Origin of the sequence: Palleronia sp. THAF1 (assembly GCF_009363795.1) — a bacterium.
Taxonomy (GTDB): domain Bacteria; phylum Pseudomonadota; class Alphaproteobacteria; order Rhodobacterales; family Rhodobacteraceae; genus Palleronia.
The window spans coordinates 1,724,009-1,737,650 of sequence record NZ_CP045420.1; the positions used below are offsets into that span (position 1 = coordinate 1,724,009).

Sequence of the window (13,642 nt, forward strand, 5' to 3'; positions counted from 1 at the left end):
GCTGACGGACGGAGCCGTTGCATGACCCTGGACAGCTATGAGACGATTTCCTTCTCGCGGCGCGGGCGGGTCCTGACGGCCACCTTGAACCGACCCGAGGCGCGGAACGCCGCCAATGCGCAGCTCCATGCGGAACTGGCGCGCCTCTTTCCCGATCTCGATGCCGATCCGGGCAGCGACGTCATCGTCCTGACCGGTGCGGGCGAGTCCTTCTCCGCCGGCGGCGATCTGAAGTGGATGCAGGACGCCATCGACAAGCCGGCGAAGTTTCACCAGACGATCCGTGAGGCGCGGCAGATCATCCTCGGGCAGCTCTCCATGGAAAAGCCGCTGATTGCGCGCGTCAACGGCGCGGCGATGGGGCTGGGCGCATCTCTGGCGATCTCCTCGGACATCGCGATCGCCACTACGGAGGCCAAGATCGGCGATCCGCACGTCAGTGTCGGTCTGGTGGCGGCGGACGGGGGCGCGCTGCTCTGGCCGCAGATGGCCGGCTATCTGCGGGCCCGCGAGTATCTGCTGACCGGCGCGCCCATCCCCGCCCCACGCGCTGTCGAGCTCGGCCTCCTCAGCGATGCCGTGCCCCCCGCCGATCTTGACGATCGGGTGGACACCCTGGCCGACCGCCTCGCCCAAGGGGCGACGAAGGCGATCCGCTGGACCAAGATGGCGATCAACCGCCCCCTCGTCGCCCATGCCCAGACCCATATGGATGCAGGCTTCGCCTACGAGATCCTGTCCAACGAGACCGACGAGCACGCCGAAGCGGTCAGGGCCTATGCCGAAGGTCGGCGCCCCAACTTTTCAAGCGAGACAGGATGAGCGTTCTTCCTCCATCCTTCTCGTCTATCGCCACGTCGCACCAGAATGCCCGCCAGGAGAACCCATGTCCCGCCGTTTGATCGATCTTTCCGTGGCTCTGGAAGCCGAGATACAGTCCGATCCGCCGCCGATGCTGCCGCAAATCGAGTATTTCGATCACAAGGACACCGCCCAGCAGATGGCCTCCTTCTTTCCCGGGCTGACGCCGGATCAGCTTCCGGGTGGCGACGGCTGGGCGCTAGAGAAGCTGACGATCTACACCCACAACGGCACCCATCTGGATGCGCCCTATCACCACCACTCCACCATGAGCGGCGGTGAGCGCGCGATCACCATCGACGAGGTGCCGCTCGACTGGTGCCTTGCGCCGGGGGTGAAGCTCGACTTCCGGGACCGACCCGATGGGCACATGGTCACGCCCGCCGAGATAGACGCCGAGCTGGAGCGCATCGGTTATACGCTGCGGGAGCGGGATATCGTTCTGGTGAACACCTCCGCCGGCGCCGCCTACGGTCAGCCCGACTACCTGTCCAAGGGCTGCGGGATGGGGCGGGACGCGACCCTGCATCTGCTGGAGCAGGGCGTGCGGGTCACCGGCACCGACGCCTGGAGCTGGGACGCGCCCTTCGGCGTCACCGCCGAGCGTTTTGCCAGGGACGGCGATCCGTCAATCATTTGGGAAGGACACCGCGCTTCGATGGAGATCGGCTATTGCCACATCGAGAAGCTGGCCAACCTCGACCAGCTTCCGCCCAGCGGGTTCACCGTTTCCTGCTTTCCGTTCAAGATCAAGGCGGCCTCAGCGGGCTTCGTGCGCGCCGTCGCCATTCTGGAGGACTGACCATGTCCAAAACCATCATCACCTGCGCGATCACTGGCGCCATCCACACGCCCACCATGTCGGAGGCGCTGCCGGTCAATTCGGAGATGATCGCCGAGCAGGCCATCGCCGCCGCCAAGGCCGGCGCCGCGATCCTGCATCTGCACGCGCGCCATCCCGAAACCGGCGCGCCCTCGATCGATCCCGCGCATTTCATGGAATTCCTGCCCCGCATCCGCGCCGAGACCGATGCCATCGTGAACATCTCAACGGGCGGCAGCCTGAGCGCCAGCATCGACGAGCGCCTTGCCCCGGCCTATGCCGCCTCTCCCGAGATGTGCTCGATGAACATGGGCTCGCTCAACTTCGCGATCCACCCGCTGGCCGAAAAGCTGACGGGCTACAAGCACGACTGGGAAGAGGGCTATATCCGCGGCTCGGAGAACAATATTTTCCGCAACACCTTCGGCGACATCGCCCAAGTCGCCGAGAAGATGCGGCCCCACCGCGTGAAGTTCGAGCACGAGTGCTACGACGTGGGCCATCTCTACAACCTGAAGTTCTGCCTCGACCGCGGCATGTTCGAGGCCCCGATCTTCCTGCAATTCGTCATGGGCATCCTCGGCGGGATCGCGGCCGAGGTCGACAATCTCGTCTTCATGAAGCGAACCGCTGACCGCCTGTTCGGCAGCGACTACCAATGGTCGGTGATCGGCGCTGGCGGGCAGCAGATGAAGATGGCCGCCCTTGCCGCGCAGATGGGCGGGCACTGCCGCGTCGGCCTCGAGGATTCGATCTTCATCGAGCGGGGCGTGCCGGCGACCTCGAACGCCCAGCAGGTCGAGAAGATCGTTCGCATCCTGACCGAGCAGGGCAACACGCCCGCCACACCCGCCGAGGCCCGCGAGATGCTGGCGCTCAAGGGTGCGGACCGGGTGTCGTTCTGATCGCGCGGCTGCTCCAATCGCTGTCGGAGCGGCCTCCTCAGATCTCGAAGAGCGCCGCGGCGCCCATGCCGCCGCCGACGCACATCGTGGCCACGACGTAGCGCACGCCCCGCCGCCGTCCTTCGATCAGAGCGTGGCCGACGACGCGGCTCCCGGTCATGCCGTAGGGATGCCCGATGGAGATCGCCCCGCCGTTGACGTTGTAGATCTCGGGGTCGATGCCGAGCTTGTCGCGGCAGTAGATCGTCTGGCAGGCGAAAGCCTCGTTCAGCTCCCACAGGCCGATTTCCTCGACCTTCAAACCATGCCGCTCCAAGAGCTTCGGGACCGCTAAGACCGGGCCGATGCCCATCTCCTCGGGGGCGCAGCCGGCCACGGCCATGCCGCGATAGGTGCCCATGGGGGTCAGGCCTCGGCGCTCGGCCTCGGCCCGCTCCATCAAGACGCAGGCGCTGGCGCCGTCTGAAAGCTGGCTGGCGTTGCCCGCGGTAACGACCCCGCCCTCGATCACCGGGTTCAGCCCCTGGAGGCTGGCAAGCGTCGTCGAGGGGCGGTTGCTCTCGTCGCGGTCCAGCGTCACGTCGTGGTGGGAGTATTCGCCAGTCTCCTTGTCCTTCACCTTCATCGTGACGTGGAACGGCACGATCTCGTCGTCGAAGCGGCCCGCCTCCTGCGCGGCGGCGGTGCGCTGCTGGGACATCAGGGCATATTCATCCTGCGCCTCACGGCTGATGCCGTAGCGCTCGGCCACGACCTCGGCGGTCTTCAGCATCGGCATGTAGGCGTGATCGACCTTGCGCGTCACATCGGGGTCGGCGTCTTTCACAGCCCATTCGAAATAGGGCCCCTGCACAGCCGAGATGTTGTCCTGCCCGCCCGCAAGGGCGATCTGCTGGCCGTCCACGATGATCTGCTTGGCGGCCGTGGCGATGGCCATGAGGCCCGAGGCGCATTGCCTGTCGATGGTCTGCGCGGCGACCGAGGTCGGCAGTCCGGCGGCAAAGACCGCGTTGCGCGCGATGTTGAGGCCAGCCGTGCCGGCGGCGAGGACCGTGCCCATCACGGCGTCCTCGATCTCCGAGCCGTCGAGCCCGGCGCGGTCCACGGCATGGCGGATGGCGTGGCCCATCATGGTGGGCGACTTGGTGTCATTGAGCGCGCCCTTGAAGGCGCGGCCGATGCCCGTGCGGGCGGTTGATACGATGACGGCGTCTCTCATGTCGGTCTCCGGAAGGTCAGCCCAGCGAGGGCAGGAAGGTGATGATGGACGGCACCGCGACGAGCAGCGCCAGAAGGAGGATGTCGATGACGAAGAACCAAAGGACGCCCTTGAACACGACGTCCGAGGGCGCGGCCTTGCCGACGGTCGAGCTGAGGACGAAGACGTTCATGCCGACGGGCGGCGTGATCATCCCGATCTCCAGCAGCTTGGCCACGAAGACCCCGAACCAGATGGGATCGATCCCGGCGTCCTGCGTCAGCGGCAGAAAGATCGGCAGGGTGATGAGCATCGCGCCGATGGGCTCGAGGAACATGCCGAGGATCATGTAGACGACCGCGATCCCTGCGAGCAGCAGGATCGGCCCCGCGTCGAGCGCGGTCACGGCATCCGAGATGACCCAGCCGATGCCCGAGAGCGTCAGGAAACGGGTCAGCATCGACGCGCCGATGGTGATGATGAAGAGGCTGCCGCAGGTTACCAGCGTCTCGACCAGCGCTGAACGGATCACCTGCCAGTTCAGAGCGCGCTGAAGGCCCGCCACGACGAAGGAAAGAAGCGCGCCGACCGCACCGGCCTGCGTTGCGGTGAACAGGCCCGCGAACAGCCCGCCGAGCACGCCGACGATCAAGAGGATGATCGGCAGCGTCTGTTTCAGCGCGCCGATCTTGCGACGCATGGGGATGCGCTCGGTCACGCGCGGCGCGAGCGCCGGCTTTAGCGAGACGCGCACCCAGATCACGAGGATATAAGCCAGCGCCGTGACCAGCCCCGCGCCGATGCCGCCGAGAAACAGGTCGGTGATCGAGGTCTGGGCGATGACGCCGAAGACGATCAAGAGGATCGAGGGCGGGATCAGCGCGCCGACTGTCCCCGCCGCGGCAACAGTGCCGGTGGCCAGACCCGGATTATAGCCGTGGCGCAGCATCTCGGGCACCGCGACCTTGCCCATGGCAGCGGCAGTCGCCACCGACGAGCCTGTCACAGCGGCAAAGCCCGAGCACCCGAAGACCGAGGCGATGGCCAGACCGCCCGGCAGACGCGCCAGCCACAGGCTGGCCGAATCGAAGAGGCCGCGCGTCAGGTTGGCGTGGTAGCAGACGTAACCCATCAGCACGAACATCGGCACCGAGCTGAGCGTCCAGTTCGAGATGAAGGTGAAGGGCACGACCTGAAGCATCCCCCAGGAGGCGGCCTCGCCGACAAGGGCCCAGAGGCCAAGGTAGGACACGAGGATCAGCGCGATGCCGACGTGGACGTTCGCCGCGATCAGGACGAGCAGGCCGCCAAGGCCCAGAAGGCCAATCATGATGTCAGACATCGTCGGACTCTCCCAGTTGCGGTGCCTCGAGGGGCTCTTCGGCGGGGATGTCCTGCCCGATCAGGCGCAGGACGGAGCGCGCCAGAAGCAGAAAGCCCATGGCGCCGAAGCCGATGGGCACCATGAAATAGGCGGGCCAGATCAGGATGCGCGTGGTCTGCTCGACGACGAAGCTGCCCGATGAGAACTTGTTGCCCGCCTCCTCCAGCGATTGCGTCATCAGCAGAAGGTAGACGCCGGCGGTCACCAGCCCCACCACGGTCTCCAGACCGCGCCGGGCGCCCTCGGGCAGCCGGTCGGTCACGATGGTGACGCCCACATGCGCCCCGCGCCGCTCGGCGCTGAGGATCGGCAGGAAGGCGACGGCGATCATCGCGTAGTTGGTCACCAGCGCCGAGGTGATCGAGATCGGCGCATTGAGGAGGAGGCTCGACAGAATATCGACGCTGACGAGCCCCATCATTACGATCAGCGCGATCCCCGCGCCGATCAGCAGCGCCATGTCCACGCCGCGCGCAAGGCGCTGGGCGAGACGTGCGGTAGAAGACATGGCGCGGCCCCTCACAGTCCGTAGGTGGTTTCGTCGAGCTTTGAGAAGATCTCGGCGCGGTAGACTTCGGCGATCTCCTCGGGGCTCCAGTCACGGTCGAGGGGCAGAAGGCCCTCCCACTTCGTCACCAGCTCCTGGAACCGGGCGATCTTGGTGTCGACATCGTCGAGACCATGGGTCTCGGCCGCGATCTGGGCGATGTTGGACAGATCGTCCTGAATCACCTGATCGGACATCGCCTTCGCCTCCGGGGAGGCCTCGGACACCGTGATCCCCTGCGCCTTGGCCATTTCGAGGTTGCTGGCCACGTCATCGGCGAACTTCCACGTCGTCGCGGCATTGGCCAGCGCGGCGGCGTCCATGTAGGCCCGGCGCTGCGCATCGGTCAAGCCGCGCCAGAAGTCGCGGTTCACGCTCATCAGGTCGAGACCGTGGACCGTGCCGCCCGGCATGTTCGTGGTCACATTGGTCGCCACGTCGATCAGGCGGATCGAGCTGAGCTCGGACGGCGCGTTCATAGCCCCGTCGATGGTGCCTTGGCTAACGGCCTCGAAGATCTCGTTGCCCGAGAGGCTGACCCCCACGGCGCCCATGGCCGCCGCCCAGCGGGACCAGGCACCGCCGGCGGCGCGCAGCTTCTTGCCCTGCAGCTCGGCCTCAGTGGTCATTGGCGCGGTGCCGAGGATCGCATAGGCGCCCGTCGAGGCATTGCCGAGCGGCACCATGTTCGCCGCCAGACGCTCTTCGATGCAGGCGTCGCAGGTCAGGATGTATTCGCTCATCGCGCCGGCCATGGCGTAGGGATTCTGGCCCAGCATCGCCATCTCGATGGGCAGTTGCGCCTGCGGCAGCTCGGCCGGGAAATAGTTCAGCACCATGTAACCACCGTCGACGACCCCGTCGCGGATGCCGCCGAAAGTCTGGCGCAGGTCCAGAAGCGAGGGCGGAAAGACGCGGACCCGCAGATCGCCATCAGTGCGCGCGGCGAGATCCTCCGAGAATTTCTCGATCCCGTAGTGGGCGCCCGATCCGTCGGGCACGCCGATCACGATGCGGACGGTCTCGGCCATGGCTGCCCCTGCGGACAGGGCAATCGCGGCGCCGGCGACGCTGGCCAGCATGGTCTGTCGGATGTTCATTGTCGTTCCTCCCTTATCGGGCCGTCTCGGCCCCGTTGTCCGCTTGCGCGGTTCATGGACGCTAGCGGCCCTTCCAGACCGGCTCGCGTTTCTCGGTGAAGGACGCCGCCCCCTCGCGAGCGTCCTCGGAATTGATGACGGGCTCCAGTTCCGCGTCCTGGCGGTCCCAGACGGACTCCTCGGGCCAGCGCGGCGACTGTGAGACCATCCGCTTGGTCGCGGCGACAGAGAGGGGCGCGTTGCTTGCGATCTCCGCCGCAAGCGCGCGCGCGCCGTCCAGCGCGCCGCCCTTCTCCGTCAGCCGGTTGACGAGACCCCAGCGTTCGGCCTCTTCGGCGTCCATCATCCGTCCGGTCAGGCCCAGTTCCATCGCGATCTGCGGCGGGATCCGTTGGGGAAGACGGACCAGACCGCCCGAGCCTGCAATCAGTCCGCGCCGGGCCTCCGGCAGGCCGAAGCGGGCGCTGCGGGCCGCCACGATCAGATCGCAAGCCAGCGCAATCTCAAACCCGCCCGCCAGAGCGTTGCCCTCGACGGCCGCGATCAGGGGTTTCTCGGGCGGTGTGCGGATGAGGCCCGCAAGGCCCCGGCCCGGTAGCTCCACCCGCTCGCCGGCGAGAAAGGCCTTGAGGTCCATGCCGGCCGAAAACTGTCCGCCCGCCCCCGTCAGGATACCGACCCGCAGGTCGTCTTCGGCGTCGAGGCGGTCCATGGCGGCGGCGATCGCCGCGGAGGTCGCCCGGTCGATGGCGTTGCGCCGCGCGGGGCGGTCGATGGTGACGGTCAGGATGCCGCCCTCGGTGTCGAGATGCACGCTCACAGCCGCCGCCTCCGGGCGCGCAGGCCCATCCGGTCGCGGATAACACGGCCCGAGACCACACGCCCGCCGCGCACATGCACGATGCCGTTCACGTCGATAAAATCGGGTCCCGGCACCGCGCCCGGCAATCCGCCGAGGAAGGTGCCCGATTGGCGCACCGCGAAGGCCACCGTCTCGCCGACCGAGCGCATTTCCAGCACGTCGGTCACGTCCACCTCGAAGGTGACGCGCTCGCCCGTCAGGTGCTCGTCGTCGCAGCGCACGTCTGGCCGCGGCCAGCCCCCTTCGAGCCATTGCGCCACCACCGCCTCGGCCTCGGGATCGGCCGCCCCCGGCGTCACGTCCCAGGGGGCAACGGCGGCGCGGTCGATGCGGTCGGGCTTGCCAGATTTCAGCTGGCGGCGGCGGGTGAAGTAATCCTCCTGCGCGATGCACCGGGTCAAGACATCGCCGGTCCGGCGGTAGATCGACACACCGGACCACGCGGCGCTGGTGCCGTCACGCTCGCCGTGCTCGCTGAACCACAGGGCCGTCCAGTCGTCTCCCGTCAGCGCCTCATGCACCGTCATCGACAGGCCGGGATAGTCGCGCATCTGCACATCGACGGCGGGCAACCATGCGTTGTCGCGCCCCGAGAAAGCCACGTCGCCGATGGACAGCGTGTAGCCGCGGGCGCAGATCTGACGCGCGACTGACGGATCATGCCCGTTGAAGTAGCCCTGCACCCAAGACCGCACGAGGGACAACGCCGGGCTCATGCGGACGCCCCGTAGAGGCGGCGCAACTCGGGCTTGAGCAGCTTGCCGGAGGCGTTGCGCGGCAGGCTGTCCACGACCTCGATCCGGGTCGGGCACTTGTAGGTCGCAAGGTTCTCTCGGGTGTAGGCGATCAGGTCGGCCGGCGCGGCCTCGGTGCCGTCCTTCAGAACGACCACGGCCAGCGGCGTCTCGCCCCATTTCTCGTGCGGCACGCCGATGACGCCCACCTGCGCCACGGCATCGTGACCGTTCAACACGTTCTCGATCTCGGCAGGGTAGATGTTCTCGCCGCCCGAAATGATCATGTCCTTGTATCGGTCAAAAAGGAAGATGTGCCCCTCCTCGTCGAGGTAGGCGGCATCTCCCGTGCGGAACCAGCCCCCCTCGGTGATCGCGTCAGCCGTCGCATAGGCGTTCTTCCAGTAACCGGTCATCAGCATCCGGGAGCGCAGCCAGATCTCGCCGACCTCGCCCGCCGCCGCATCTTCGTCCGACCCCGGCGCGACGACGCGCAACTCGACCCATGGCAGGACCCGGCCGCAGGATTTCAGAAGTCTGGCCTTCGGCCCCTCGGGATCGTGGCTCTCGGGGGGCAACACGACTACGGTGCCCGCGCTTTCGGTCATGCCGTAGGCGTGCATGAACCCGCAGTCCATCGCGGACATGGCCTTGCGCAGAAGCACGTCGCCCATCGGCGAGGCACCGTACATCAAAAGCTGGAGCGAGCTCAGATCGCTCCCATCCAGACCGTCGGAATTCAGCATCATCTGAACGACCGCCGGCACGAGGAAGGTGTGCGTCACGCGGTGCTCGGGGATCAGATCGAGGATCGTCCCCACATCCACATCCGCCATCAGGACGGTGTGCCCGCCCGCGAAAAGCGTGGACGAGCCGTAGCCGCAGCCCCCGATGTGAAACAGCGGCATCGCGACGAGGTTGACGCTCTCGGGGCCCATGCCCCAGGCCTCGGCCAGCTGGGCCGTGTAGGACATCGCGGCATTGGACAGCATCGCCCCCTTCGGCAGACCCGTGGTGCCCGAGGTGTAGAGGATCAGCGCGATCTCCTCGGGGCGGCCCTCATGCCCCGGATCGGCTTCGCTTTCATCTTGAAGTATTGCATCAAGATTGCCTCCGAAGCGCATGATTTCGAGGGATAGATTTTCCGGCGCGAGGTCCGCGCCGGTCTCGTCCACGAAAAGCAGCGAGAGGTCGGCATCGGCCATGATCTCGGCGATCTCTCGCTTGGACAGACGCCAGTTGAGACCCACCAGCGTCGCCCCGACCTTCGAGGCGGCGATGATCGCGTGGAAGAATTCGGCGCGGTTCTTCGACAGGACCCCGACGCGGTCGCCGGCCTTGACCCCGGCCGTCGCCATGGCGTTTGCCAGCTGGGAGCTGGCGCGGTCCAGCTCGGCGAAGCTTTCGGTCCTGCCCTGAAACGTCAGCGCGGCGGCATCGCCCCGCTCGGCGGCATGGCGGCGCAGGATGCTTGCGAATGTCTCCATCTCGATACCCCTCCCAAGGCGCCCGATCAGTAGCTCTTCGGCAGCCCCAGAGAGTGCTGCGCAAAGAAATTGAGCACCATCTCGCGGCTGACGGGTGCCGTCTTGTGCAGGCGGGCGATGAACCACAGGTCGGCCAGCCCGTATTCCAGCGCGAGGCCGTTGCCGCCGTGGACCTGGATCGCCTGATCAAGCGCCTTGAGCGACGAGTCGGCGGCGGCGAATTTTGCCATGTTGGACGCCTCGCCGGCTTCGGGCGAGCCCTCATCGTAGAGAACCGCCGCCCGCGCCGTCATCAGACGGGCCTGCTGGACGCCGACGTAGGCCTCAGCAAGGGGATGCGCGACACCCTGGTGCGCGCCGATGGGCACGTCCCAGACGCTGCGGTCCCCGGCGTAGGCCGCGCCCTTCTCGATGGCGTAGCGCGCGATGCCGTTGTTGATGGCGGAGGCGCAGATCCGTTCGGGGTTCAGGCCCGCAAAGAGATGCTTTAGGCCCTTTCCCTCCTCCCCGACCAGCGCGTCGGCGGGCAGTTTCACGTCATCGAACCACAGCATGAATTGCGTCTCGGGCACTTGCAGGGCCGTCTCGATGGGCGTCTTGCGGATGCCCTCGGCGTCCACCGGCACGAGGAAGAGGGACAGCTTGCCGCGGCCCTTTTCGTCCAGCTTCTCGCCGCGGGCGACGACCATGATGGCATCCACCTCGTCCACCGCGGAGGTCCAGTATTTTTGGCCGTTCAGCGTCCAGCCGTCGCCGTCGCGGCGCGCGATGGTCGAGACCTTGTGCGTGTTCGATCCGGCGTTGGGTTCGGTGATGGCGAAGGCGAGGCGCTTCTTGCCGCTGGCCAAGCCCGGCAGCCACTCGTCTTTCATCGCATCGCTGGCGTGGCCCTGGATGATCGGGGCGCAGATCGAGCCGATGACCAGGCTCAAGATCGGGCAGCCCTGCGCCGCCGTTTCCTCGACGATGACGTTGTAGTCGGCCATGCCGCCGCCGCCGCCGCCGTATTTCTCATCGACATGCACCCCGAGGAAACCTGCCTCGCCGAGCGCGTTCCACAGCTCTTCGGGCTTGCCGTTGCGCTTGGTGACGTCTTGGAAATACTTGCGTCCGAAGCCGCCGACCAGCTTGCCGACGCTGTCGCGCAGCATCGCGTGATGGTCTGCGGTATCCACGAGGGTTGTCGAGAAGATCGTGCCCATGTCCTTTCCTTATGCCTTGTCTGCCGCCTCGGCGGCCCAATCGTAGAAACCCCGGCCCGACTTGCGACCCAGATCGCCGCGCGAGACCATGTCCTTCAGAAGCTGCGGCGGCGCGAAACGCGGGCCGAGCGCCTTGTCGAGGTGGGTGGCGATGTCGAGCCGCACGTCGAGCCCCACCACATCCGAGAGCCGCAGCGGCCCCATCGGATGGCGGTAGGCGGTCGTCACCGCGCGGTCGATGTCCGCCGGCGAAGCGACACCGTCCTCGACCATGCGCATCGCCTCGATGGCGAGGATCAGGTCGAGGCGGCTCGTCGCGAAGCCCGGCGCGTCCGCGACCACCGCAGAGACCTTGCCGATGGCGGCCGTGAAGGCCTCGGCCTGCGCCAGTGCCGCATCCGAGGTGGCCGCGCCGCGCACGATCTCGACCAGCTTCAGGGACCAGACGGGGTTGAAGAAATGCATGCCCAGGAAGGCCGCCGGATCGCCCACCGCGCCCGACAGGTCGTCGACGCTGAGCGCGCTGGTGTTCGTCGCGATGAGACGCGGGCGCCGCGTGGCGATCTCGGCCAACACACGGTCCTTCAGGGCGCGCTGCTCGGGCACGGTCTCGATCACCAGATCGAGGGTCTCGGGCAGATCCGCGGCGGCGGGCAGTATCGTGATCGCGGACAGCCAGGCGTTGGCCACCTCGGCCTCCACCTTGCTGCGCTGGATCGCCGCCGTCGCCGCGCCTTGCATGGTCGCGCGGGCTTCCTCGGCTCGGCCGGCGTCCGGCTCGACAAGGGTCGTCTCAAAGCCCGCCATGGCGAAGACATAGGCGATGCCCGCCCCCATGGTGCCGCCGCCGACCACCGCGATGCGCTGCGCCTCAGGCGTCATGGGTAGCCTCCGCGGGTTCGGGGCGCAGGGCGAACCCGGCGTAATCCTGCTCGGCGCATTCAATCAGGAGACGGCGGTAGGCGCGCACGCCGCCCGAATAGGGCATGAAGACCCGCGGCTTACCCTTCACCTCGCCGCCGTTGTAGAAGCTGTCGGCGGTCATGTAGAGCGTCTCCTGCGCGCGCTCCTGCACATGGGAGGTCCAGGCCTCTTCGGCCTCTTTCGTGACCTCGAACTCGGCGATGCCGCGATCCCGCAGGTCCGAGAGCATCGCGACCATCCAGTCCACCTGCTCCTCAATCGAGACGATCACGTTCGACAGGACCGAGGGGCTTCCGGGCCCGGCGACGATCAGCATGTTGGGGAACCCAGCGGTGCCGAGCCCGTAATGCGTCAGAGGCCCCTGCCCCCACTTGTCACGCAGAAGCTCGCCGTCCCGGCCGCGGATATCCGGCTTGAAGAGCGCGCCAGTCAGCGCATCGAAGCCGGTGGCATAGATCACCATGTCGAGCTCGTGGAACGCATCCTCGGTGCGGATGCCGCTTTCGGTGAACTCGGTGATCGGATGCGCTCGGATATCGGCGAGGGTGACGTTCTCGCGGTTGAACGCCTCGAAATAGCCGCTGTCCACCGACGGGCGGCGGGTGCCGAACTTGTGGGTGTCTGGGATCAGTTTCTCGCGGGTCACCGGATCGTCGACACGCGCGCCGATCTTGCGGTGCAGGAACTCGGAGGCCTTCGCGTTGGCGTTCGCGTCCAGAAGAATGTCGGGATAGGTCAGCGCGAAGCCGAAACCGAGACGATGATAGGCCTCCTCGAAGGCCTTCTCGCGCTCGGCGTCGCTGACCTCCAGCGTCTTGATCTTGCCGGGCTTGAAGCCGAGGCCCGTCGGCGAGTTGCGCATCAGCTGGCGCCGCTCTTCGTAGCTTTCCTTGACGCGGCGGTCCTCGTCCTCGGTCAGAGGCGCGTTCGCCGCGGGCACCGAGTAATTGGCCGTGCGTTGGAAGACCGTGACATGGGCGGCCGATTGGGCGATCAGCGGCGTCATCTGCATGCCGGACGATCCGGTGCCGATGATGCCCACCCGCTTGCCGTCAAAGGACACCTCTCGGTCGCGGGGCCATTCGGCGCTGGTAATCGTCTCGCCGGCGAAAAGGTCCTGACCGGGGTACTCGGGCAGCTTGGGCGCCGAGAGTTGCCCCAGGCACAGCATTATCCGGCCCGCAGCATAGCTGCGTCCGTCTTCGGTCTCGATGCGCCAGACGGCAGCGTCCTCGTCATAGATGGCGGAGGTGACGCGGGCGTTCAGCTCGACCCCCGAGCGCAGATCGAAGCGGTCGGCGACATGGTTGATGTACCGCAGGATCTCGGGCTGCGTGGGATAGCGCTCGGTCCATCGCCACTCCTGCTCGAGCTCCTTGGAGAAGCTGTAGGAGTAATCGTAGCTTTCCACGTCGCAGCGCGCGCCGGGATAGCGATTGTGATGCCAGACGCCCCCGATCCCGTCCGAGGCCTCCAGAACGGTCACGTCGAACCCGGCTTCCCGAAGGCTGTAGAGCGCCCTGAGCCCGGCCAGACCGGCACCCACGACGATGACATCGCGCGTCTGCATGCTTCCTCCCTGTCGGGGGGACCCCGACTTGCTGAGGATAACAGT

Annotated in this window: 13 protein-coding genes; 3 read left to right on the forward strand and 10 right to left on the reverse strand. The window is 66.9% G+C overall.

The window, feature by feature from the left end; translation table 11 throughout:
• The first annotated feature begins 21 nt into the window (after window positions 1-21).
• The 3 genes from FIU81_RS08595 to FIU81_RS08605 all read left to right on the forward strand — a co-directional run bounded on the left by FIU81_RS08595 (window position 22) and on the right by FIU81_RS08605 (window position 2,589).
• Window positions 22-822 (forward strand): enoyl-CoA hydratase/isomerase family protein, encoded by an 801-nt coding sequence (locus FIU81_RS08595; RefSeq protein WP_124113167.1) that lies wholly within the window; start codon window positions 22-24, stop codon window positions 820-822.
• Window positions 823-886: 64 nt separating this feature from the next.
• On the forward strand, window positions 887-1,663 hold the full coding sequence (locus tag FIU81_RS08600; RefSeq protein WP_124113165.1) for a cyclase family protein: 777 nt from the start codon (window positions 887-889) through the stop codon (window positions 1,661-1,663).
• 2 nt (window positions 1,664-1,665) lie between these two features.
• Complete coding sequence (locus FIU81_RS08605; RefSeq protein WP_124113163.1) at window positions 1,666-2,589, forward strand: 3-keto-5-aminohexanoate cleavage protein; 924 nt, start codon at window positions 1,666-1,668, stop codon at window positions 2,587-2,589.
• A gap of 37 nt (window positions 2,590-2,626) precedes the next feature.
• Here the strand turns inward: FIU81_RS08605 and FIU81_RS08610 are convergent, their stop codons facing one another.
• The 10 genes from FIU81_RS08610 to FIU81_RS08655 form a co-directional block, all read right to left on the reverse strand.
• Entirely contained in the window at window positions 2,627-3,808 is a 1,182-nt protein-coding gene (locus FIU81_RS08610; RefSeq protein ID WP_124113161.1) for an acetyl-CoA C-acyltransferase, read from the reverse strand.
• 16 nt (window positions 3,809-3,824) lie between these two features.
• Entirely contained in the window at window positions 3,825-5,129 is a 1,305-nt protein-coding gene (locus FIU81_RS08615) for a TRAP transporter large permease (protein WP_124113159.1), read from the reverse strand.
• The gene (locus tag FIU81_RS08620) at window positions 5,122-5,679 is read right to left on the reverse strand and encodes a TRAP transporter small permease (protein WP_124113157.1); all 558 of its coding nucleotides are present in this window, start codon (window positions 5,677-5,679) and stop codon (window positions 5,122-5,124) included. The genes FIU81_RS08615 and FIU81_RS08620 overlap by 8 nt, the downstream gene beginning before the upstream one ends.
• A gap of 11 nt (window positions 5,680-5,690) precedes the next feature.
• The gene (locus tag FIU81_RS08625; RefSeq protein WP_124113155.1) at window positions 5,691-6,818 is read right to left on the reverse strand and encodes a C4-dicarboxylate TRAP transporter substrate-binding protein; all 1,128 of its coding nucleotides are present in this window, start codon (window positions 6,816-6,818) and stop codon (window positions 5,691-5,693) included.
• Between the two features lie 61 nt (window positions 6,819-6,879).
• Window positions 6,880-7,638, reverse strand: coding sequence for a crotonase/enoyl-CoA hydratase family protein (locus FIU81_RS08630; protein WP_124113153.1), 759 nt, complete (start codon window positions 7,636-7,638; stop codon window positions 6,880-6,882).
• Window positions 7,635-8,396 (reverse strand): nuclear transport factor 2 family protein, encoded by a 762-nt coding sequence (locus tag FIU81_RS08635; RefSeq protein ID WP_124113151.1) that lies wholly within the window; start codon window positions 8,394-8,396, stop codon window positions 7,635-7,637. The genes FIU81_RS08630 and FIU81_RS08635 overlap by 4 nt, the downstream gene beginning before the upstream one ends.
• Window positions 8,393-9,901, reverse strand: a complete 1,509-nt coding sequence (locus FIU81_RS08640) for a long-chain-fatty-acid--CoA ligase (protein ID WP_124113149.1) — start codon at window positions 9,899-9,901, stop codon at window positions 8,393-8,395. The genes FIU81_RS08635 and FIU81_RS08640 overlap by 4 nt, the downstream gene beginning before the upstream one ends.
• A gap of 26 nt (window positions 9,902-9,927) precedes the next feature.
• Window positions 9,928-11,103, reverse strand: coding sequence for an acyl-CoA dehydrogenase family protein (locus tag FIU81_RS08645; protein WP_124113148.1), 1,176 nt, complete (start codon window positions 11,101-11,103; stop codon window positions 9,928-9,930).
• A gap of 9 nt (window positions 11,104-11,112) precedes the next feature.
• On the reverse strand, window positions 11,113-11,985 hold the full coding sequence (locus tag FIU81_RS08650) for a 3-hydroxyacyl-CoA dehydrogenase family protein (RefSeq protein ID WP_124113147.1): 873 nt from the start codon (window positions 11,983-11,985) through the stop codon (window positions 11,113-11,115).
• Window positions 11,975-13,597, reverse strand: a complete 1,623-nt coding sequence (locus FIU81_RS08655) for a flavin-containing monooxygenase (RefSeq protein ID WP_124113145.1) — start codon at window positions 13,595-13,597, stop codon at window positions 11,975-11,977. Before FIU81_RS08655 ends, FIU81_RS08650 begins: the two co-directional genes overlap by 11 nt.
• Window positions 13,598-13,642: the final 45 nt, after the last annotated feature.

Bases quoted from the DNA above. Each gene is read 5' to 3' on its own strand.
- FIU81_RS08595 (WP_124113167.1), top strand. From the start codon at position 22: ATGACCCTGGACAGCTATGAGACGATTTCCTTCTCGCGGCGCGGGCGG.
- FIU81_RS08600 (WP_124113165.1), top strand. From the start codon at position 887: ATGTCCCGCCGTTTGATCGATCTTTCCGTGGCTCTGGAAGCCGAGATA.
- FIU81_RS08605 (WP_124113163.1), top strand. From the start codon at position 1,666: ATGTCCAAAACCATCATCACCTGCGCGATCACTGGCGCCATCCACACG.
- FIU81_RS08610 (WP_124113161.1), bottom strand. From the start codon at position 3,808: ATGAGAGACGCCGTCATCGTATCAACCGCCCGCACGGGCATCGGCCGC.
- FIU81_RS08615 (WP_124113159.1), bottom strand. From the start codon at position 5,129: ATGTCTGACATCATGATTGGCCTTCTGGGCCTTGGCGGCCTGCTCGTC.
- FIU81_RS08620 (WP_124113157.1), bottom strand. From the start codon at position 5,679: ATGTCTTCTACCGCACGTCTCGCCCAGCGCCTTGCGCGCGGCGTGGAC.
- FIU81_RS08625 (WP_124113155.1), bottom strand. From the start codon at position 6,818: ATGAACATCCGACAGACCATGCTGGCCAGCGTCGCCGGCGCCGCGATT.
- FIU81_RS08635 (WP_124113151.1), bottom strand. From the start codon at position 8,396: ATGAGCCCGGCGTTGTCCCTCGTGCGGTCTTGGGTGCAGGGCTACTTC.
- FIU81_RS08640 (WP_124113149.1), bottom strand. From the start codon at position 9,901: ATGGAGACATTCGCAAGCATCCTGCGCCGCCATGCCGCCGAGCGGGGC.
- FIU81_RS08645 (WP_124113148.1), bottom strand. From the start codon at position 11,103: ATGGGCACGATCTTCTCGACAACCCTCGTGGATACCGCAGACCATCAC.
- FIU81_RS08650 (WP_124113147.1), bottom strand. From the start codon at position 11,985: ATGACGCCTGAGGCGCAGCGCATCGCGGTGGTCGGCGGCGGCACCATG.
- FIU81_RS08655 (WP_124113145.1), bottom strand. From the start codon at position 13,597: ATGCAGACGCGCGATGTCATCGTCGTGGGTGCCGGTCTGGCCGGGCTC.